Origin of the sequence: Nostoc sp. CENA543, assembly GCF_002896875.1 — a bacterium.
Taxonomy (GTDB): domain Bacteria; phylum Cyanobacteriota; class Cyanobacteriia; order Cyanobacteriales; family Nostocaceae; genus Trichormus.
Genome location: NZ_CP023278.1, coordinates 4,071,580 through 4,094,309 on the forward strand (window position 1 = coordinate 4,071,580; position 22,730 = coordinate 4,094,309).

General features: G+C 41.3%; 14 protein-coding genes. 7 read left to right on the top strand and 7 right to left on the bottom strand.

Annotated elements, in window-relative coordinates:
• Positions 1–103 precede the first annotated feature (103 nt).
• Positions 104–2,551: a GAF domain-containing protein gene (locus CLI64_RS16840; protein WP_103138286.1), complete on the top strand. Its 2,448-nt coding sequence runs from the start codon at positions 104–106 to the stop codon at positions 2,549–2,551.
• Positions 2,552–2,584: 33 nt separating this feature from the next.
• The gene (locus tag CLI64_RS16845) at positions 2,585–4,093 is read left to right on the top strand and encodes an ATP-binding protein (RefSeq protein WP_103138287.1); all 1,509 of its coding nucleotides are present in this window, start codon (positions 2,585–2,587) and stop codon (positions 4,091–4,093) included.
• Between the two features lie 115 nt (positions 4,094–4,208).
• Here the strand turns inward: CLI64_RS16845 and CLI64_RS16850 are convergent, their stop codons facing one another.
• The 6 genes from CLI64_RS16850 to CLI64_RS16875 form a co-directional block, all read right to left on the bottom strand.
• Complete coding sequence (locus CLI64_RS16850) at positions 4,209–6,725, bottom strand: DUF3769 domain-containing protein (RefSeq protein ID WP_103138288.1); 2,517 nt, start codon at positions 6,723–6,725, stop codon at positions 4,209–4,211.
• A gap of 205 nt (positions 6,726–6,930) precedes the next feature.
• Positions 6,931–7,047 (bottom strand): photosystem II reaction center protein I, encoded by a 117-nt coding sequence (locus CLI64_RS16855; protein WP_015141200.1) that lies wholly within the window; start codon positions 7,045–7,047, stop codon positions 6,931–6,933.
• Positions 7,048–7,316: 269 nt separating this feature from the next.
• Positions 7,317–8,033 (bottom strand): DapH/DapD/GlmU-related protein, encoded by a 717-nt coding sequence (locus CLI64_RS16860; protein ID WP_103138289.1) that lies wholly within the window; start codon positions 8,031–8,033, stop codon positions 7,317–7,319.
• 717 nt (positions 8,034–8,750) lie between these two features.
• Entirely contained in the window at positions 8,751–8,879 is a 129-nt protein-coding gene (locus CLI64_RS31970) for a hypothetical protein (RefSeq protein ID WP_264082455.1), read from the bottom strand.
• An 803-nt stretch (positions 8,880–9,682) separates the two neighbouring features.
• Positions 9,683–10,354 carry a response regulator transcription factor gene (locus CLI64_RS16870; protein WP_103138291.1) on the bottom strand — a complete coding sequence of 224 codons (672 nt, stop codon included), beginning with the start codon at positions 10,352–10,354 and terminating at the stop codon, positions 9,683–9,685.
• 1 nt (position 10,355) lies between these two features.
• Complete coding sequence (locus tag CLI64_RS16875; protein WP_374703977.1) at positions 10,356–11,384, bottom strand: sensor histidine kinase; 1,029 nt, start codon at positions 11,382–11,384, stop codon at positions 10,356–10,358.
• Positions 11,385–12,018: 634 nt separating this feature from the next.
• On the opposite strand from CLI64_RS16875, the gene kdpA reads away from it, so the two are divergent.
• The 5 genes from kdpA (at position 12,019) to CLI64_RS16900 (ending at position 18,738) form a co-directional block, all read left to right on the top strand.
• Positions 12,019–13,764, top strand: a complete 1,746-nt coding sequence (gene kdpA, locus CLI64_RS16880) for a potassium-transporting ATPase subunit KdpA (RefSeq protein WP_103138293.1) — start codon at positions 12,019–12,021, stop codon at positions 13,762–13,764.
• A 326-nt stretch (positions 13,765–14,090) separates the two neighbouring features.
• Complete coding sequence (gene kdpB / locus CLI64_RS16885) at positions 14,091–16,238, top strand: potassium-transporting ATPase subunit KdpB (RefSeq protein WP_103138294.1); 2,148 nt, start codon at positions 14,091–14,093, stop codon at positions 16,236–16,238.
• Between the two features lie 200 nt (positions 16,239–16,438).
• Positions 16,439–16,723 carry a potassium-transporting ATPase subunit F gene (locus CLI64_RS31275; protein ID WP_192881738.1) on the top strand — a complete coding sequence of 95 codons (285 nt, stop codon included), beginning with the start codon at positions 16,439–16,441 and terminating at the stop codon, positions 16,721–16,723.
• Entirely contained in the window at positions 16,723–17,358 is a 636-nt protein-coding gene (gene kdpC / locus CLI64_RS16895; protein ID WP_103138295.1) for a K(+)-transporting ATPase subunit C, read from the top strand. Before CLI64_RS31275 ends, kdpC begins: the two co-directional genes overlap by 1 nt.
• Before the next feature lie 258 nt (positions 17,359–17,616).
• On the top strand, positions 17,617–18,738 hold the full coding sequence (locus tag CLI64_RS16900) for a sensor protein KdpD (RefSeq protein ID WP_103138296.1): 1,122 nt from the start codon (positions 17,617–17,619) through the stop codon (positions 18,736–18,738).
• A gap of 120 nt (positions 18,739–18,858) precedes the next feature.
• Here CLI64_RS16900 and nifJ read toward each other — a convergent pair whose 3' ends face one another.
• Positions 18,859–22,461, bottom strand: coding sequence for a pyruvate:ferredoxin (flavodoxin) oxidoreductase (gene nifJ / locus CLI64_RS16905; RefSeq protein WP_103138297.1), 3,603 nt, complete (start codon positions 22,459–22,461; stop codon positions 18,859–18,861).
• Between the last annotated feature and the right edge of the window lie 269 nt (positions 22,462–22,730).

Sequence of the window (22,730 nt, forward strand, 5' to 3'; positions counted from 1 at the left end):
CTGAGTTTTTTTCAGGGATCAAATATGAGTCCTATATATACATAATTGTTACTTTTGATGAAGTATATAACGAAATTTCCATAGAGCTATCAGTCGAGAAATAATGTTATTACCAGATGATGAAAACCAACGGCTCACATCATTACATTCCTATGAGATTTTAGACACACCACCAGCAGAAGTCTTTGATAATCTGGCGCAACTAGCATCTGAGATTTTTGACGCACCAATTGTTGTGATTGGTTTCATAGATGCTGAACGCGAATGGTTTAAATCGAAACAGGGAATAAATGAATCGGAAATACCACGCAGTATTAGCTTAGGTAGTCATATAGTTGCTAGCAAAAAATTATTAATGATTCCAGATATTTTGCAAGATGAGCAATTTGGGAATAATTCCCTGATTTTGTCTAATTCCCATGTTCGCTTCTATGCAGGTGTTCCTTTAATTAATGCTGATGGATTTGCTATTGGTTGTTTAGCAATCATGGATTTTGTTCCCCGCCAATTTAACTATAAGATGCCCAGCATTTTAGAGAAATTGGCATATCAAGTTATGCAGCAAATTGAGTTCCATAAAGAAAAAATAAATGCTGTTAAAGACCGGATAAATCTTAAGAAGGCACTAAGATTTACTGAAGCCAAGTTGAAAGGAATTATCGAAGCTATTCCTGTACCGTTAATTATTTCACGAGTAGTAGACGGTCTGATTCTCTATACTAATTCAGAATTTATCTATAAGTTTCGATTGACAGCAGAAGCTTTAGTTAATCGCTGTATTTCTGAGTTGTATCAAAATGCAGATGACCAGCAAAAGATTTTGGCAGCCTTGACTCAAAACGGTTCTTTAGTAAATTATGATATTCAATTTAAACGGTCAGATGGAACATTTTTCTGGGCTATTGCCTCGTTACAATATTTAAAATTTAATAATGACTATGCAATATTAACTATACTTTATGACATCACAGAGCGGAAAAATGCCGAAGCAAAATTGCAAGAACAAAATTCATTTTTACAAGGGATTTTTGCGCGGATGCCTCTAATGATTGCCATTGGGAACGAAGACGGGAGAATTGAATGGGTCAATCAAGAACTAGAAAACTTGCTAGGCTTCAAACTAGAGGACTTCCAAACACGTAATGTCATAGCGGAATTATACCCTGACCCTGAATATTATCAGTCTGTAATTAAGGTGATTCGTGCTGCTGACGGTTCTTGGAATGATTTTAAAACTAAATTAGCAGATGGTCGAGTCATAGATACTTCTTGGACAAACCTCAGACTAGCTAATGGTCAAATTATTGCCATTGGACAGGATATTACAAAACGCAAGCAAACCGAACGCACACTGAAAGCTCAAGCTGAACGAGAACAACTCATGCGGACTGTTTCTCAAACAATACATAAATCCTTAAATCTGCAAGAAATTCTCCAGGCTACAGTCAAAGAAGTACGAGATTTACTAGCAGTTGATCGCGTTATAGTTTATCAGTTTGCTGCGGATATGAGCGGTCAGATTGTGGCTGAATCAGTACAGCCTGGCTGGAAAGTATCTTTGGGTGTAGAGATTCAAGATACGTGTTTTCAGGAAGGTGCAGGAGCAGGATATCACCAAGGACATAAACGAGCGATCGCAAATATTTATGAAGCAGGATTAACTGAGTGTCACATTCACTTACTAGAACAATTTCAAGTCCAAGCCAATTTAGTCGTACCCATATTACTAGAACTTGGGGAAGAAAACCTGACTTCTCGCCTTTGGGGGTTATTAGTAGCACATCAATGTTCTGCACCGCGAAACTGGGAAGCACACGAACTAGATTTACTTGATCAACTTTCTGTTCCCATTGCGATCGCTATTCAACAATCTTGTATATTTCAGCAAGCACACAACGAATTAACTGAAAGACAAAAAGCTGAAATTAATTTAAGAAATGCTCTAGCAGAAAAAGAAGTCTTGCTCAAAGAAGTGCATCATCGAGTGAAGAATAATTTGCAGATTGTCTCTGGATTATTACAGTTGCAGTCACAAAACCTCAAAGAACCTGAGTTAATTAAAACTCTCAGAGACAGCCAAAATCGAATTGAATCGATATCAATGGTTCATAAGAACTTATATACTTCCACAAACATCGGTCAGATTGATATTGCTGCATATATCGAAAATTTAGTCACTAGTATTCTGATTTCCTACCATATAGCTCCAGGGAGAGTTACCGTAGAAACTAATATTAGCCCCATTGACATGAATATTGATCAGGCGATAGCCTGTGGTTTGATCATCAACGAACTTATATCAAATTCGCTTAAATATGCCTTTAACGAACAAGAAATTGGCAAAATCACTATCGATTTATGTAGTATAGACAACAATATCGAGATGATCGTTCAAGATAATGGTATTGGTTTGCCAGAAGATTTAGATTGGCAAAATACTAATTCTTTGGGTCTTTCTTTAGTTCATGATTTAGCTACTGACCAATTAGAAGGTAATGTTACTGTACAATGTCTGAATGGTACATCTTTTAAAATCACATTTCCTAAATAATTTAGCATTGATTAATTAATTAAAAAGTGACCAATGACCACGACAAGAATTTTAGTAGTTGAAGATGAAGTAATTGTGGCTAGAACTATTACTAGTCAACTTAGTCAACTAGGATACATAGTTACAGGTACAGCTTCTTCTGGGAAAGTAGCGATCGCCAAAGCCTTAGAAACTAGACCAGATTTGGTCTTAATGGATATCATCCTGAAAGGAGAGATGGATGGCATTGATACCGCGAGTTACATTCGAGAGTATCTAGATATACCAGTAATATTTTTAACTGCTTATGGCGATGATAATACATTACAGAGAGCTAAGATTACTCAACCATTTGGTTATATTGTTAAACCATTTACTTCAAAAGACTTACGTATCGCCATAGAAATTGGTATATTAAAACATCGCTTAGAACGAGATATTCGAGAAAATCGTGATAAATTAGCCACTTTATTAAATTCTATTAGTGATGCTGTCATTGCGACTGATGACCAAGGAATTATCACATTTATGAACCCTGCGGCTGAAGCCTTAACAGGGTGGAATCGACAAGATGCGATTGGGGAAGATGTAGCGAAAATTTTTAGTCTGATTGATGAAGTTACAGAAGCTAAAATTGAAAACCCCGTCAGCAAAGTTTTAAGAGAACAACAGGTAGTTTATTTAGAAGAATTTACCTCTTTAATTACTAAAGAAGGTAGGAGAGTACCTATAGGAGATAGTGCTTCTCCAATTATGAGACCACCGGATCAAATTAACGGTGTTGTCATAGTTTTTTGGGATATTAGTGAGCGCAGAAAAACAGAATTATTAGAACAAGCATTGCGTAAAGAAAGGGAAGTTAATTATCTTAAATCTTTATTTATATCTACCGTATCCCATGAATTTCGCAACCCATTAAGTGTCATTCAAACCGCAGTCGAACTCATAGAATTGCAGGGAGAGAATTTAACAGAAGCCAGGAAAAATATTTATTTAAAAAGAATTAAAACCGCAGTACAATCCATGAAAAATTTAATGGAAGATGTCCTATTTATGGGGAGAGCAGAAGCCAAACAGCTAGTATGCAACCCTCAAAAAGTGGATTTGCAGAAATTTTGTCAAGAACTAGTTGAAGAGTTTACATCTGTAATTACTAGTGGACATGAAATTATTTTTACCTGTGCCAGTGAAGAAACAGAAGCTTATGTAGATGAGCAACTTTTAAATTATATGTTAGTCAACCTTCTATCGAACGCAGTCAAATATTCTCCCCATAATGAAATGATTCGCCTTGATTTAATCTGCGACCAAGAAAAGAATATCGCCATTTTTCAAATTCAAGATGAAGGAATTGGTATTCCTGAAGCTGATCAAAGGCGTTTGTTTGAGTCATTTTATCGAGCTTCCAACACTCAATCAATTGAGGGTACTGGACTAGGCTTAGTTATAGTCAAAAGATGTGTAGAAGCTCATCAAGGAACAATTAATTTTAGTAGCCAAGAAGGTCAAGGAACTACATTTACAATCACTTTACCTCTAGAGAGAAGTGATGAGTGCTGTTAGCGGTAGCGCGGCGTTTAGCCGGTGCTGAGTAATGATGACTAATGACTAATGACTAATGACTAATGACTAATGACTAATGACTAATGACTATTGACTAATGACTATTGACTCCCAATCAATTTTCCTGCCTTACACCACCCACTACCGATCTGACTCCACCGTCGGAAAATGGATCTGTTCCTCCAGTCCAATTGAAATCACTAATTCTGATCGTGAAACCACCTAATTCCAGCACAGGGTTATAGCGTAAGGTGATGCCATAGGTGCGCCGACTATACTCTGCAATGTAGTCGGTGGTGCTTTGTTCGCCTGTATCTAAGTTAATAGATGTTTGAAAGCCTAATCTTAAAGGGCCATAGACTTGTTGCGATATACCAGCACTCAATACCCGATTGTCTACGGAACGGTCAAATAAAAATGGTGATAAGCCACTGTTAATACCTTGGGAGTAAAAAATATTAAAGGCGGTATAGTCTAAAAATGGTCGAGAAAAGTTGCCAATTTGTCCAACTAAGCCGACTGTACCAGTGAGTGTGCTTTGATTATCGCCATTGGTGTAGTAACTGCTAGTACCAGTTACACCAGCAACGGCTTGCAAGTATGGAACTACAGGACGAGGTGTATATCTTAATCCTGCTGTGGCTGTGGCTGGTAGTGGTTTTCCTTGCCATAGCAAAAAACCTCGGTTGAGAGCTACGCTAGTTTGGAAACGTCCCAAGGAAATGCGATTATTCTCGCGGATGGGATCTAGCAAGTCTAGGCGGTCTGTATTGGCATTAATGTACTGTGCGCCTGCTTGATAACTAAGATTAATTCCACTGTTACCTAAAGGAATAATGGGGGAAGTAATGACACCACCCAAACTACTTTGAACGGTTTGGAAACCGAGTGTACCGTTATAGAGGCGATCGCGATAACTATATTCCCAGTTTAAAATATGGGGGTTAGTATCACCCAAGGTCTGACGTAAGCGCAAACTTGCTTTTAAATTCTCATCTACTTCGTCTAAATTAAAACTAGTGAGTTCTCCAGAACCTTGAAGTACAGCTTTAGGACTCAAAACAGCGTTTAATCTTGCCTTGATCCCAAACAAAGAGGCAGTATCATTTCCATCTTGGAAGGCTTTCTGCACAAAAAATTGGGGTGTGACTCGTAGAGTTGTTTGATCTGTGTCAATGATGGTAAAACCCCGTTCCACAAACAACCCTCCCCGCTTATCGCCATCAAAGCCAGGGGAAACAATCAATGGTGTTGTGTCCCGTTCTCGTCGGTCGATGCGTCGCTGATTAAGGGGGATGGGTAAAGTCAAGCCTTGGTCAAATACTAGCCGTTGTCGCTCAGTATTAATGCGGTCAATTAGGGGAGCTTCCCTGGTTAATGTTACCTTATCGGCTCTTAATTCTAGTTCTGGGGGCGAAAATGGGTCATTAGTAATACGGACATTCCTCGCTTGCCAACCACGGGGATAAAATTCAATTTGTCTAGCTTCAAATCGCAGTCGTTTGACTTCACCGCCGGCTTTTGGTGGGGGAAGATTACTGGCGTTTGTACCCCCAACGGTAAATTCGATTCCCCCAGGACTGCTAACGCCGGTAGTGGGTTGATTAGCACGAATGCGATCGCTTGGGGGATTGGCTGGAACTCCTCCGGTTGTGATATCCGTAGGTAGGAAAGCAAAATCTGTTGATGCCGTGGGGATATTAATCTCACCCCTACCGTTTTCTAGTTCCCCACTATCTTGTAAAAAATTATAGGTAAAACGCTGTCCCCGTAATACCTGATCCCCCCTGGTGAGTGCGACGTTACCTTCCCCGGCGGCGATTAAGTTGTCTAAATTCACTTGTACGCGCTCTGCATCTACTACTGCACCATCAAATCGCACCACCACATTCCCCTCAGCCGTGACAATTCGCCGTTGTTCGTCGTATTCTTGGCGATCTGATGTAATCTCTACAATTCTCCGGCGGACTACTGGCGGATTGGCTGGAGATTGAGCCTGTGTGCTGGGAGGAAAGGCGATCGCAGCTGGAATTGGCGATGGGGTTGTTGGATTGCGGGATTTAAACTCAATAATATTTTCAATGGCTTGATTTGCAGGCGCGCTATCAGCCGCAGTCACTGAGAGATTGATACTATCTCCCGACTTCTGTAAGGAAATATTGTCTTTATTTTCTTGCTTAGTAAAATCTTCATCCTCAGTGATGGCTTGCGCCTGATTGCTGGTTTGAGGAGGTGCTTGTAGAGAATAATTTAACGGTTGTTGAATGGGATAACCAACTTCCAATGGTTCACCCAAATTCGTTGCACTCTGGATATTACGGGGGGAAAATTCAGGAGCAAAGGCTTCTGGCGCACTGGTGGCTAATGGTTTGGGAGTAACTGATAAATTCTCTGATTGATGATTCGTAGCCTCATTTTCCCTGACTTCCTCTGGCGGTTGAGCATCTGCATTGAGTGATTTTTCCCCCTGCTCCCCTGCTGTTTCATTTACGGGAGAGTTTGGAGTTGCGGCTTGCTGCTCAACATTGCTAACTGATGAAACTTGCTGATTACTTGCAGATACAGTGACATTTGCAGGTTGTATGGGTTCAACAAGAGGTGGTGGTGCTGGGGGAAGGACGGGATGAAGCATAAGGGAACACAATCAACCTAACAAATAGCCAGTTTATAGCCGGAAGGACTATTTTATCCTTTTGCCTTCCGACTGTCGCTTTCTGCTTGTGTATAGCAAACTTGCGGTAAGGACAAAAGACTGCAAGGTGAAAAACCTAGCAGCCAATGTCTATCACATTGGCGGTTGCTAACTTCCGGCTGTTACAGATATTTTGTCTAGTTAATTACTCTAAGTCCCGACGGCCGGGGTTACGAGCTGGGTCATTAGACAAAAATCCGAACACGAAAATAGCTACGAAGAAAGCTACAACAATATAAACAGCGATTTTTAAAGTTACCATCGGTGATCTCTCCAAGAAGTTATGACAAAAGGCTCTTCCTTAGTATCTGCCGTGCAGAAAAGATAGCTCCTTTATATTACCCACAGATCGCTCCCTTTGGAGAGGACTACGGTGATAGTTCAGCACTAAATCCTCTCTAAATAGCCTGTGGCGGTATTTGTCAAGATGGTAATCAAAGTAGATGCTCCGAGATATATTGTGGATGCGATCGCATCATCGCTGTTTTTATCTGATTATGAGACGCTGGCTAAAGGCTAAGGTTTCCCAAATCAACACTCAACCATCCCCAATGGTTCATGACCATTCACAGACACTGGCGTGACTCTGCTTTTAATCACCCGCGCCGGAACACCTACAGCCACTGAGAAGGGGGGAATATCTTTATTAACTACCGCACCAGCACCAATGACGCTCCCCTTACCAATAGTCACGCCATCTAATACCGTGACCCCATGTCCTAGCCAGCAGTCATCCTCAATCACAATTCCTCGACAAGTCACACCTTGGTATTTAATAGGCTGTGTTGGGTCAGTAAAATTATGATTGTTAGCATAGATCCCTGAATGTGCTGCAATCATACAACGCTTGCCAATTTTAATGTTTCCTGGGCCAGCAATACAAACATCCGGCCCAATAAACGTTTCACTATCAATATCAATACAAGTGTCTGCTAAACAACCAATATCAACATAACGCTCAATCGCTACTCCGTCCCTGAGCCGAATTTTATTATTGATATGTCCTCTAGCATCGAGACGTACACCTTTAAACAGATGTACTCCATTGCCAACTTCAATACAAGAAGTGTTGATAAATTCCACTCCATCTTGAATGTAGACTGAACGCCCCATCTGAGCAAAAATCTTTCTATACAAGAGATTTCTTAATTTTGTGCCTAGAGCTAATGTCGGTAAATCTCCTAAGAATGTAATGAATAAAAGCTCTTGTAAACGCTGAAATTTCCCGTTGAATCGTTGATTATTCATGACCTAATTATCAGATGAATGGTGTTAACAATGCCAAGGTTGTACCGTAAATTAATCATGGTTTTGGGGAGTAACATTCCTGCTGATACTTATAGATTGAACAAAGAGAATTATGTATAACTAAAAATACATTTCAATTATAAAAATCTCATTACTCTGTAGATTATTATCTATTTTTAACTATCAGCATTTGTCAGAATCTACATCATGATATATGCAATATTACGCATATTGTCTGCACGAAATTAGACTGTTTATGACTATCTGTTATTACCCACAATTGCAAGATTATTCAGTTATAAAATTGGGTATGCTCAACTAATCACATGAAAGGTTTATGTAGGTAACTATGGGTTTAACTACAAAGTAATTTATGAGTTGTTTGATTATGTATACTTAACAGTTAAACACCACATAATTTAGTGTATGGAGTCTTTTAGCATATTCAGGGCTTTAAACTACCTAAAACGTCTGTAGCAGCAGCATAAGCTACAGATAATCTCTGTGCAGAATCCTCGAATATTTAACACTAAAACACTTACACCAACCTTTATTTATTAGTGGTTAAGCTATGTTTACAGCCCAATTTAACAAGATTTTTCAACGGCAATATATTTTGTACAGATTGAATTAATCAACCAGAAATTTTTATCTGTACAGCTAAATATAATTAGCGTTGCATTTATCTTGGTTATTCCTGAAGTTAAAATAACCAAGTTAGGGTGGAGTATCTCCCACTTCAGCCATCACATTAAAATTGACCATCGGTGCAAACAAGTAAGCTTTTCCCCGATTGCTATGACGGCTTTCTTGCAACGAATTTCTAGAGTAAATTGCTCTAATCATGTTGCACACAGATGATTTACAAACCAACCACCGAATCATGTTTTGAATTACATGAGTGGCTTTTGACAATAATTGTTTTCCAGCATAACACATTTTATTTTATAAATATCAACCCAAAGAAAGGAGTTTTATTTAATATTGCTGACATATGATTATCTAGCAAGATATAAATTTTTCTAATATAAAATCTTCATTACAATATTGTTTTTTGTAAACAAAAATACATTCAATTTTGTTGATAAAGATCTAGTTAATCAGTGGATAAATTTGTACAATTAGTAACTAATAAATTGAATATTTTTAAAAGATATAGAAATCCGCTTTGATTCCTGAAATCATTTGCTTAGTAAGGGAACAAGGAACAGGGAACGGGAAACAGTTAAGAAGGAATAAAAGTCCATTAGGGTGTGTTAGCGACAGCGTAACGCACCCACTACCAAGGCATTTGGTATGTTAGGCGTAAGCCGTAACGCACCTTACATATACTTAGATTTTTTTCCAAATCAATCGGATTCCTACAGGGGTACTAATTTCTTGCATAAATCAAAGATGATTTTTCTAAAAATTGGGGTTAATCTTTATAATTTCTTGAAGATTAGTATAATAATTAGCAAAATAGAATCATAACTAAAGTGAGGTAATCACTATATATATACAGGCTAAGGGCAATGTTTTCTGGAAAAATTTCCAGACATCACTATTTCATTTAAATCATCGAGTTTTTATTACTGAGGAGTGAGTAATTTAGCAGACATGATGCGTTGTAGTATTTTGGAGTGATTCATTGAATACATAGAGTTTAACTACTGATTTTTAATTAAATGTTTTTGTAAAGCAACAAGTACAGCTTGAGTGCGATCGCTTACCTCTAACTTCTGTAAAATCGCATGAATATGCACTCGTACTGTCCCTGTGGCGATACATAATGTCTGGGCGATTTCTTGATTAGTTTTACCGGCGGCTAATAGTGAAAGAATTTCTTGCTCACGCCCAGTCAGTGGATTGGCAAGCTTAGTGATATTGTCTGACTCAGGTTGAGATAGTTCGTAGCTTAAGGAAGAACGAATTTCCTGTGTTGCTGTGGCATCCCACCACGAAGCACCCGCAGCCACAGAACGTAATGCCAAAACTAACTTTTCCGCAGCAATGCCTTTAAGACAGTAGCCCTGCGCGCCAGCTTCAATTAAGCGTGTAATTAAAGGTTTTTGGGAATGAGAAGTGAAAACTAAAATTGGCAGGAGGGGATTTTGCTGTTTAATTTGTCTGCAAGCTTCAATACCACCAATTCCCGGCAAACCTACATCTAATAGCACCACATCTAAAAGATTTTGCTTGACTAATTCAATAGCTGTTTCACCATCCTCAGCCTCAGCGACAATCTCTAAGCCCGGTTCTTGTTGCAATCGCACGCGTAAACCTAAGCGGAAGAGTTCATCGTCCTCAACAAGTAAAATTTTAATAGGGATAGAGGACATTTCAGGCAGTTAGAGATTGAAAGGGATAAACGGGCAATTTGAATGCAAACATAGCACCAGTTGGTGTTCTGTTCTCTGCCCAAATTATACCGCCGTGGGCTTCAATAATTTGCCGAGATAGATAAAGTCCCAGTCCTGAACCTTTGGCTTGGCGTAGACCGAAAGTGTCACTATGTCCTTGATAAAATCGCTCAAATAAATGAGGTAACTGTTCTGGCTCAATACCTGCACCCGTATCCAGAATTTTTACCACCTGGTAAGAATCTTGTGGTTCTAAAACTACTTCTACCTTAGCACCGCGCCGCGAGTGATTAATGGCATTCACCAAGAGATTGTTAAACACACGTTGCAGTTGTAGGGTATCGCCTTGAACCCACAATGCACGTCGCCAATCGGAATCACCATAACTCACCGAGAGATGAACACGACGATTCGCTGCTAATGCAATCAAACTACTAGCCACCTCTTCTGCTAAGTTGCTTAAATCTAGAGGTGCTAAGTCCAGTTTTAAGCCTTCAATATCGTTACGATAGACATCTAGCAGAGTTTCTACGAGTTGCAGAGAAGTTTGGTGGCTACGTGCCATTGTGTCTAACACTTGTTGTTGAGTTGGTACAACGGGGCCAAATTTTTCTTGTTGAAAAGCTTTGATGGTTTCAATGGCTCCCAGCAAAGGTGTTTTTAAATCATGGGTGAGTGTAGAGGCGAAATCTTCTCGGAGTTTTACTAGTTCCTCTTGAGATTCTAGCTTGGCACGAGTAACAGCGATCGCTTCTTGGGAACGACGCAGGCGATTGCTTAACACACCAGTGACAATCAAAGCCATAACAGCGATCGCGCGATTGGCAACTGTGGATACATTAATTATTTCACCTCCCGGTAAAAAAAGATTCAAAATTGTTAAGCACACAGCTACAGTAGTGGCTTGAAAGTTTGCCATCTTGCCAAACCATGAGTTTGTTAACAATATGGGGCCGGTGTAAAGATATCCAAACACATATTCAGTGGGTGTTTTAAACTCCATCACCATCACAGTCGCAAATAGTCCCAATATAACTGCCAATCTGCTCGATTGTGATTTTTTAGTTAGTAATCTTCTCAGATATAAAAACATTTAGGATATATTTTTGTTCAGAATAACTATTGATTTTATAGTAATTAATAACTAAGGGAGTTACAGATTTATTATTTTTAAACATAGAGGAGCGCAGAGATTTTTACATAGTAATTCAATAGGTTAGGCAATGCTATATAACTTTAAATATTATGATAAAACTCTAATTAACAACTTTTTACCATTTCCCTGTTCACTTGTCATCGTTTAGCAGATATATAGCAGTTCTATCTGATTTGTGAGAACTCGCGGTGTCCAGTTTCCCGACTTCTCGAAGAAGTCGGGGATCTTTTGTCTCATAAATGATTTAGGATTGCTATATAAACATAATAAACACCTGCATATAAATTATCTAAACGTTAGATATAGAAAAAATAAACGCTAGATCAATAAAAAATATACCCATTTTTATATCTTCTATATCTTGTATTTCTTACGAGATCAATAGATGATTTAAATCAAATGATACAAATAATTGCCGCACAAATTACTATGTACAGCGATGCCTGAAATTATCGTCAAAATTACGAATTATTAATTGGGATAAATCATGTTACAAGGATGGATACAAATAGCATTAACGCTATTAATTGTCGTGGCTATAACTCCCTTTTTTGGGCGATATATAGCGCGTGTCTACCAAGAGCAAATAACTTTTCTTGACCCGATTTTGAATCCGATTGAGCGAATACTTTACTCTTTGGTGGGTGTTGCCACTAAAGAAAATATGACGGGTTGGCAGTATGCACGAGCCATTTTGTACAGCAACATAGTGATGGGGTTGCTGATTTTCTTGATTCTCATGAATCAAGGATGGTTGCCTTTTAACCCTACTAAAATAGGTGCGCCAACTTGGGATACAGCATTACACACAACCATATCGTTTATTACCAACACTAACCAACAACACTATTCTGGTGAAACCTACCTCAGCTATGCCAGTCAAATGTGGGGTTTAGGCTATCATATGTTCACCTCGGCGGCGACTGGGTTGGCGGTGGGGATTGCTTTTATTCGTGGGTTGACTGGTAGACCTTTGGGTAACTTTTATGTAGACTTGATTCGCTCAATTACGCGGGTTTTGTTACCTATTTGTATTGTGGGTGGAATTGCCCTAATGGCGGCTGGCGTTCCCGAAACCTTAGCCGGGCCAGTTGTCATTCCTACTTTAGAAGATCCTAATATAAGTCAGGCGATCGCACGCGGCCCTGTGGCTCATTTTGAAATCATCAAAGAACTAGGAGAAAACGGCGGCGGCTTTTTTGCCATCAACTCTGCACATCCTTTTGAAAATCCCAACGGCTTTTCTAACTTAATTGAGGTTGTGGCGATGCTGTCAATTCCCACAGCATTGATTTATGCTTACGGTTTATTTGCTCACAACACTAAACAAGCTTGGTTAGTCTACGGGATGGTAGGTGTGATTTATATCGCGTTTATCATCATCACCGCCATTGGTGAATATAATGGCAATCCAGCAGTCAATACACTTTTGGGCAGTACACAACCAAACTTAGAAGGAAAGGAAGTCCGGTTTGGTTGGGCGCAGTCTGCCTTGTTTGCTGTCAGCACAACCGGCACTATGTGTGGTGCTGTTAATAGTTTGCATGACTCCTTCATGCCCAACGGCGGTTTTGTCACCCTCTCGAATATGTTTTTGCAAATCATTTGGGGTGGACAGGGTACAGGTACAGCATACTTGTTTGCTTACTTGATTTTGGCAGTATTTGCTACAGGTTTAATGGTGGGACGCACACCAGAATTTCTGGGACGCAAAATCGAAAAGCGGGAAGTTGTACTAGCAAGTTTTCTGATTCTCTTAGTTCACCCCATTGCGATTATGATACCGGCTGGCATCGCCCTAGCATTCCCCGATCAACTAGCAGGAATCAGCAACCCAGGCTTTCACGGTTTTGCTCAAGTTATCTATGAATACGCCTCAGCAGCAGCTAACAACGGTTCAGGATTGGAAGGCTTAAGTGATTCTCAACCATCACCAATAGCCATTGCAGTCGGTGCCAAAACTACCGCAACTGCTTTATGGTGGAACCTCAGCACTTGTTTTAGTCTCCTCGCCGGACGCTACATTCCCATTATTGGGTTACTGTTACTAGCAGATAGTATGTCTCGCAAACAACAAGTTCCTTTCAACGTCGGTACATTACGCACTGACACCGGACTATTTACAGGTGTAACCGCAGGGGTAATTTTAATCCTCGGCGCGCTGACATTTTTCCCAGTCCTAGCATTCGGCCCCATCGGTGAAGCCTTTTGGATTGCTAGAGGTATTGGTTGACACTCTAGTTTAAAGGCTTAACGTTCAAGAAACACAGGGGTATAGGGGTGTAATTTAACGCTATGTGCAACTTATCATTGAAACCCCTCTCCAAACCTCTCCCCTGCAAGGAGAAGCCACTGCGTTGCGCGGGTTTCCCGCGTTGTAGCAAGTGGCGTTAGAGGCTTTAATTCTTGCTCCCCTTCCCTACAAGGGAAGGAGTTGGGGGTTAGGTTTGAAGAAAGTTTGCACACAGCGTAATTCACGAAAATCATGCAAAAAATCCAAATCCAGAAACCCCCTGCCAAACATAAATTTCTTAATTTTGAATTGGTATTCCATAATCTATGACAACCAATATAGACTCATCACCTCGTCCTCCCCGTATTCCTCACGGAACGCGTGATTCACGCAGACATACACCCAAAGCAGATATGCGGGGGCTTTATCAAAGGGCAATCAAAGAATCTTTTGTCAAACTTCATCCCCGTATTGCCGTCAAAAATCCCGTGATGTTTGTGGTTTGGGTGGGAACAATCGTCACTTTTCTGGTAACTCTTGACCCTAATTTATTCGGCACTTTACAGGTAAATGTCAACCAACAACGGCTATTAAACGGTTTAATTACCTTAATTCTCTTTTTTACAGTCGTGTTTGCTAACTTTGCCGAAGCAGTCGCCGAAGGACGCGGTAAAGCACAAGCAGATTCCTTGAGGTCAACCCGTTCCGATACTACTGCCCGCAAAATACTACCCGATGGTACAATTGAGCAAATTAACTCCACCGAATTACGCCGCAACGACTTAGTAAAAGTCATTGCCAATGATATGATTCCCGCCGATGGCGAAGTGATTCAAGGTATCGGTTCAGTTGATGAGTCGGCAATTACAGGGGAATCTGCGCCTGTACTCAAACAACCAGGTACAGATATTGCTAGTTCTGTGACTGGAGGTACACGCTTACTTTCAGATGAATTAACGATTCGCATTACTGCCGACCCTGGTCAGGGTTTTATTGACCGGATGATTTCCCTTGTGGAAGGGGCAGAACGGACGAAAACACCTAATGAGATTGCCTTAACAGTATTGTTAGCCGTACTGACGCAAGTTTTCTTAATTGTGGTGGCTACTATGCCCCCCTTTGTTAACTATATTGCCAACTTTATCAGCATTGTGTTTGGGGCAGAAGCCGGAAACAGCTTGCGTGCAGGTGCTAGCGTCGCCATCTTAATTTCCCTATTGGTAGCTTTAATACCTACTACTATCGGTGGTTTACTCAGTGCGATCGGTATTGCTGGTATGGATAGAGTCGCCCAATTTAATGTCATTGCCACCTCTGGACGAGCTGTAGAAGCCTGCGGTGATATTAATACCTTGGTGCTAGATAAAACTGGTACAATTACCTTGGGCAACCGTATGGCTGATGAGTTTATCCCGGTCAACAGTTACTCAGTCACAGATGTAGCGCGAGTAGCTTTAGCTGCCAGTGTGTTTGATGAAACACCAGAAGGTAGGTCAATTATTAAACTAGCTGAAAGTTTGGGTGTCAAGGTTGATTTTGATTCCAAACAAGCCGAAGGTGTGGAATTTTCTGCAAAAACCCGGATGAGTGGGACTAATTTACCCAACGGGAAGGAAGTCCGTAAAGGCGCAGTAGACGCAATTAAAGGCTTTGTCCGTTCTCGTGGTGGTCGAATTGCTGACGATGTGGATGCAGCTTATGAGCGAGTTTCTCGTCTAGGTGGTACGCCCTTAGCAGTCTGTCAAGATGACCAAATTTTCGGGGTGATTTATCTCAAGGATATCGTCAAACCGGGCTTGCGGGAAAGATTTGACCAACTGCGGCGGATGGGTGTGAAGACTGTCATGCTAACGGGTGACAACCGCATTACCGCCAGTGTCATTGCTCAAGAAGCCGGAGTAGATGATTTCATCGCCGAAGCCACACCAGAAGACAAAATTAGCGTGATTCGCTCCGAACAATCTCAAGGTAAACTGGTGGCAATGACTGGTGATGGTACTAACGACGCACCTGCATTAGCTCAAGCTAACGTCGGGTTAGCCATGAACTCTGGAACCCAAGCCGCCAAAGAAGCTGCTAACATGGTGGACTTAGATTCTGACCCCACCAAGTTAATCGATTTGGTGACAATTGGGAAACAGTTACTCATCACCCGTGGGGCGTTAACAACATTCTCCATCGCCAACGATATTGCTAAGTATTTCGCCATTATCCCCACAATTTTTGCGGCGGCTGGGATTGGCGCACTCAACATTATGGGCTTAAAAAGCGCGCAATCTGCGATTATTTCCGCCCTAATCTACAACGCTTTAATTATTCCCGTCTTGATTCCCCTAGCACTCAAAGGCGTGAAATTCCGTCCCCTAACGGCAGATCAACTATTAAAACGCAACATCTTCATTTATGGCGTAGGTGGAATTATTGCGCCTTTCATTGCAATCAAACTTATTGATGTGATTTTACCTTTGAGTTGAGGGGTGTAGGGGTGTAAGGGTGTGGGGGTGTGGGGGAAAGACACTTTAATTCTTTGTGTCTTTGCGCCTTTGCGCCTACCGCAAGCGGAACGCCTAGCGGCGAATGCGTGAGACAAAAATCATCCCATTAACAGCAAAGCCTGAATTTTGAATTGGTATTACTTCTTTCTTGTCTTAATGTCTCATTTCTCAAAACTATGATGAAACCTCCTCGTGTAAATATTTCTCCTCTACTGACACCGCAAGTATTCGCCCAAATACTTGTAGGAGTAAACGAAATTTGGTTGCAATGGCGTAAACAAAAACTACCTTTGTATTTGTTCTTAGCAATGTGTTTCAACCTTATAGTTGCGCCTGTTGTTTATGCTGCGACTGGGGAACAGTTTTCACATTTTCAAGCTTGGGCGTTAGGACTATTGGGACTAGTAACATTAAGCCTTTCTACATATTTGTTTTTTGTAATGTTTGTACCGGAGAAATTCTAATGAGTTTTGCAACAGAAGCCAGCCGAGCAATTCGTTCTACTATAGTCCTTTGGGTAATTGGCGCAATTATTTATCCGTTTGCCATGATTGCCTTTGGACAACTTGTGTTTCCATCTCAAGCTAATGGTAGTTTGATTAAAGATAGTCGGGGTCAAGTTGTTGGTTCTAGTTTAATTGGTCAACCGTTTAGTAGCGATCGCTATTTTAACTCTCGTCCTAGCACCACCAGCTACAGCACCGCCGACCCAAAAAAAGATGATGCTAAAGTGTTACAAACAGGAGTTTCCGGCGCAAGTAATTTAGCTCCTAGTAATTCAGCTTTAATAGAACGCATCAAAGGTAAAGACGATCCAGATCCCAGCAAACGGGTAGAAGGCGATTTAACCCGATTAAAAGCCACAGGTGTACAACCTACCGCAGATTTAGTTTACACCTCTGGTTCTAGTCTTGACCCCCACATTACCCAAGAAGCTGCTAGAGCGCAAGTTGCCCGTGTCGCTAAAGCGCGAGGAATATCACCCCAACAACTAGAAACTCTAATTAATCAAAATACTGATGGTCGCTTTTTGGGAATCTTTGGTGAACCTGGGGTGAATGTCTTGAAATTAAATCTGGCTGTAGATGCCTTAAAATAATTCGTAGTTAAAGGTTTGTAGAGAGAACTAAAGTTCTCTCTTAAGAGACGCTCCGCGAACAAATAAGGACTAAATTCCTTACTACGAACTTAATTATAGTATTTTTGCATTGCTTAACATAGTTTGTTTTTTAACCAATATACTGATAGGAAATTCTTAGGTATTTTTGGCAAAATTGAAATCAGCTTCCTCAAGCTAAACCCAACACAAAATTCTTTTTGCAAGAAATCATTAAAAGCCTGGAAGAATAACCTATTCATGTCCCATAACTCGACAATTTCTCCTGACAGTTCCTACATTCGTCCTTACCGACGTGGAAAGCATAAAATTTTCATCGGGATGGCTCCTGGTGTCGGCAAAACTTACAAAATGCTGGAAGAAGCACATCAGCTGAAACAAGACGGTATTGATGTTGTAATTGGCATTTTGGAAACTCATGGACGCAAAGAAACCGCAGAAAAAGCAACAGGGCTAGAGGTGATTCCTAGAAAAGTCACCATCCGCGAAAATATTACTTTGCAGGAAATGGACACAGATGCAATATTAGAGCGTTCCCCCCAACTTGTGTTAGTTGATGAACTTGCTCATACTAATGTGCCTGGTTCACGACGAGAAAAACGATACCAAGATGTAGAAGTGATTTTAGCCGCCGGCATTGATGTCTACTCCACTGTCAACATTCAGCATTTAGAAAGTTTGAACGACTTAGTTGCGAGAATTACAGGCATTGTAGTGCGAGAACGTATTCCAGACCGCCTCCTAGATGAAGCTGATGCTGTCGTAGTCATTGATGTGACTCCAGAAACTCTAGAAGACCGCTTGCAAGAGGGTAAAATTTATGCACCTGAGAAAATCGAGCAGTCCCTGAAAAACTTTTTTCAACGTCGCAACCTAATTGCTTTGCGAGAGTTGGCTTTGCGGGAAGTAGCGGATACAGTTGAGGAGGAAGCAAATACTTCTACCTCACAAGGACAAAGCTGTAATATTCATGAACGAGTTTTAGTTTGTGTGTCTACCTACCCTAACTCGGTGCAATTGCTCCGTCGCGGCGCACGCATCGCCAATTATATGAATGCGCGACTTTATGGCGTTTTTGTAGCAGATCCTGAGCGATTCCTCACCAAAAAAGAAAGTGTCCATATTGATACCTGTGAGAAGTTATGTAAAGAATTTGGTGGGGAATTTTTATACGTCAAGAGTCAAAATGTTGCTCAAGAAATTGCTCAAGTTGCAGCTAAGTATCACATCACTCAAATTGTTATTGGGGAAAGCCAACAGCCTCGATGGAAAAGATGGTTTAAAGGCTCTTTTACACAGAGATTAGTAGACCTAATTCGATATCAAAACATTGATTTACATATTATCGCTACCGAACAATGATAGGTAATACCAATTTTGGATTTTGGATTTTGGATTTTGGATTAAAAGCCTGGATTCTTAGGCTATTCCAGAATCTCGAAACAATACTACCTATCCCAATTTGGTATTACCTATTAACTATTATTTACTTGCCAGATGTTGATACATTTGCCAACGGGCATCAACTTCAGCTTGTGCTTGTGCTAGGAGTTGTTTAGCTAACTCTGGTTTACTCTTGGTGAGCATTTTGAAGCGATTTTCTTGATACATGGATTGCTCTACTGTTTGCGTAGGCGATCGCATATCTAACTGTAAGGGATTTTTGCCCTGTTCTCGCAACAATGGATTGTGGCGATACAGTAACCAGCGTCCTGAGTCTACTAGGGCTTTTTGATGATTCATCCCCGTAGTCATGTTAATACCGTGGGCGATGCAATGGCTATAAGCAATAATGAGCGATGGCCCGTCAAAAGCTTCGGCTTCTAAGAAGGCTTTGAGGGTTTGGTCATCTTTCGCGCCTAACGCCACACTCGCCACGTAAACATTACCGTAATTCATCGCCATTAAACCTAAGTCTTTTTTTGGTGCTGGCTTACCACTGGCGGCGAATTTGGCGACGGCGGCGCGGGGTGTGGCTTTGGAAGATTGTCCGCCGGTGTTGGAATACACTTCTGTATCCATAACTAAGATATTCACATTGCGACCACTGGCTAAAACGTGGTCAATACCGTGAAAATCTATATCATAAGCCCAACCATCACCACCGATAATCCAAACGCTTTTCTTGACTAAGTAATCAGCTAACGATTTGAGGATGTAGATTTTGGATTTGACGTTGGAGTCATGAGTCTGAATTTGGTCTAACTTTTGCTTTAACAAGCTTACCCGTTCCCGTTGTTCCCAAATATCAGCTTCGGTTTTTTGTTCGGCAGTAAGGAGGGAATTAACTAAATTATCTCCTAACTCACTGCTGAACTGTTGTAATAGTTCCGCCGCAAATTCCGCTTGCTTATCGATGGAGAGACGATAACCAAAACCAAATTCGGCGTTATCTTCAAATAAACTATTTGACCATGCGGGGCCTCTACCATCGGCGTTTTTCGTCCAAGGTGTGGTGGGGAGATTTCCACCGTAAATTGAGGAACAACCTGTGGCGTTGGCAATAACTGCGCGATCGCCAAACAGTTGTGTTAATAATTTTAGATATGGTGTCTCACCACAACCAGCACAAGCACCGGAAAATTCAAACAATGGTTCTTGCAGTTGTTGTTGACGAATTTGGTTGAGTTTGAGTTGTCGGCGGTCAGGGTTGGGTAAACTCAAGAAGAAATCCCAATTTGCTTTTTCTTGCTCCCTTAAAGGTAGTTGCTGCGCCATGTTAATCGCCTTTAAGGATGGCTCAGATTTATTTTTGGCTGGGCAGACATTTACACAAATAGCGCAGCCTGTGCAGTCTTCTGGGGCTACCTGGATGGTAAATTTTTGGTTGGCGAAGTCCTTATCTTTGGCGTTGACTGATTTGAAAGTAGAGGGCGCATTGACTAATTCACTCGGTTGATAAACCTTAGAACGAATTGAGCCGTGGGGACAAACCATGACGCATTTACTACACTGAACGCAGACATCGGCATCCCATACGGGTATTTCTTGCGCCACGTTGCGTTTTTCCCATTTCGCTGTACCTGTGGGAAATGTCCCATCTGGTGGTAGTGTACTGACAGGTAAGTCATCACCTTGCCACACCATAATTTTACCCAGAACTTCCTGAACAAATGCCGGGACGCTGCTGGGAAAAGGGTTTTGGGTAGATGCTTCTACATCTATCCATTTGCCTTTTTCCTCTAGGGGAATTGTTACCTGATGTAAATTATCTAGGGTTTGGTCTACAGCTTGCAGGTTCATGCGGACAACTTCCGCACCTTTTTTACCGTAAGTCTTTTCAATTGCTTGTTTAATTTTGGCGATCGCTTGTTCTTGTGGCAATACCCCCGCCAAGGCAAAGAAGCACACCTGCATAATAGTATTGATTCTGCCACCCATGCCACTATTACGGGCGACTTGGTTGGCGTTGATGACGTAAAGTTGCAGTTGCTTGTCTAAAATTTGTTGCTTGACTTTCAGGGGGAGATGTTGCCAGACTTTATCTGCATCGTGGGGACTATTAATTAAAATTGTTGCCCCAGTCGCCGCCGCTTTTAATACATCTATGCGTTCCAAAAATCCCCAGTGATGACAACCGATAAAGTTAGCTTGGTCGATGAGGTAGGTAGAACGTATGGGTTGAGAACCGAAACGCAAGTGAGAAACAGTCATTGAGCCGGATTTTTTGGAATCATAGACAAAATAGCCTTGGGCGTAGTTGTCTGTTCCTTCCCCGATAATCTTAATTGAGTTTTTGTTAGCCCCGACTGTCCCATCAGAACCCAACCCATAGAACATCGCCCGCACCACGTTATCAGGTTCGGTGGAGAAGTTGGGGTCAAAGTTTAAGGATGTGTGGGTAACATCATCATTAATCCCGATAGTAAAGTGATTTTTCGGCGTAACTTGAGCTAAGTTATCAAATACAGCCTTTACCATCGCCGGAGTAAATTCTTTCGACGAAAGCCCATATCTTCCCCCAACAACTTTGGGAGTGGTGGTAGTATTTTCCTCCCCTACACCCCTACACCCCTGTACCCCTACACCCCATCCTTCATGAATAGCGGTGACGACATCTAAATATAACGGTTCGCCTGCGCTTCCTGGTTCTTTGCTGCGGTCGAGGACGGCGATCGCTTTTACACTATTAGGTAAAGCCTGGATAAATCTCTCTACATCAAAGGGGCGATACAGTCTAACCTTAAGGACACCAACTTTTTCACCCCTGGCATTCAGATAATCTACGGTTTCATGGACTGTTTCACAACCAGAACCCATAATGACAATCACACGCTCGGCATCACTCGCGCCGTGATACTCATAAAGCTTGTAAAATCTACCTGTGCGTTCCCCGAATTTATCCATAATTCCTTGGACAATTTCAGGACAGGCGTTGTAATAGGGGTTTGCGCCTTCACGGGCTTGGAAGTAGACATCAGGGTTTTGGGCAGTACCTCGTAGTAATGGACTTTCTGGAGTCAAGGCGCGGGCGCGATGGGCGAAAATTTTATCTTCATTAATGAGCGATCGCAAATCATTATCTGACAATAACTCCACTTTCTGCACTTCATGGGAGGTGCGGAAACCATCAAAGAAGTGTAAAAAGGAAACTCGTGCTTCTAAGGTAGCTGCATGGGCTATCAATGCAAAATCGTGACTTTCCTGCACGGAAGCTGAACAAAGCAATGCAAAACCAGTACCACGGGCTGCCATGACATCGCTATGATCACCGAAAATAGATAGTGCATGGGTAGCCAAAGACCTAGCCGCAACGTGAACTACAGTGCTAGTTAATTCCCCCGCAATTTTGTAGAGGTTGGGAATCATTAATAACAGTCCTTGGGAAGCGGTGAAGGTGGTACTCAAAGCACCTGTTTGCAGCGCGCCATGTACAGCAGCAGCCGCACCGCCTTCACTTTGCATCTGCACCACATTAGGAACAGTCCCCCATAAATTTGCACGACCTTCCGCCATCCAAGCATCCGCCCATTCACCCATTGCCGAGGAGGGTGTAATGGGGTAAATTGCGACTACTTCATTTAATTTGTAGGCTACACGGGCAACAGCTTCATTACCGTCAATCGTAGCAAAGGTTTTATTCATTAATCTGTCTCCCTGTCTCAACTTTTCTTGGTGGTTAATTTGGATGCAGAGAACCCATAAATAGAAGCATCAAAAATAGCCAGAGCCAGGAAGCTAGCAATTTTATGTACGATTTGGCCGTAGAAAATTAAACATTGACCCTAAGAATTATGCTTAACTATATAAATATGAGATGTGGCTAGTGGCTATTAATTTATTTGACAAAATACTTCGCAAACTATTATCTCATTTACAAAAATATATTTATTCACAAATATTAGTAGTGTACT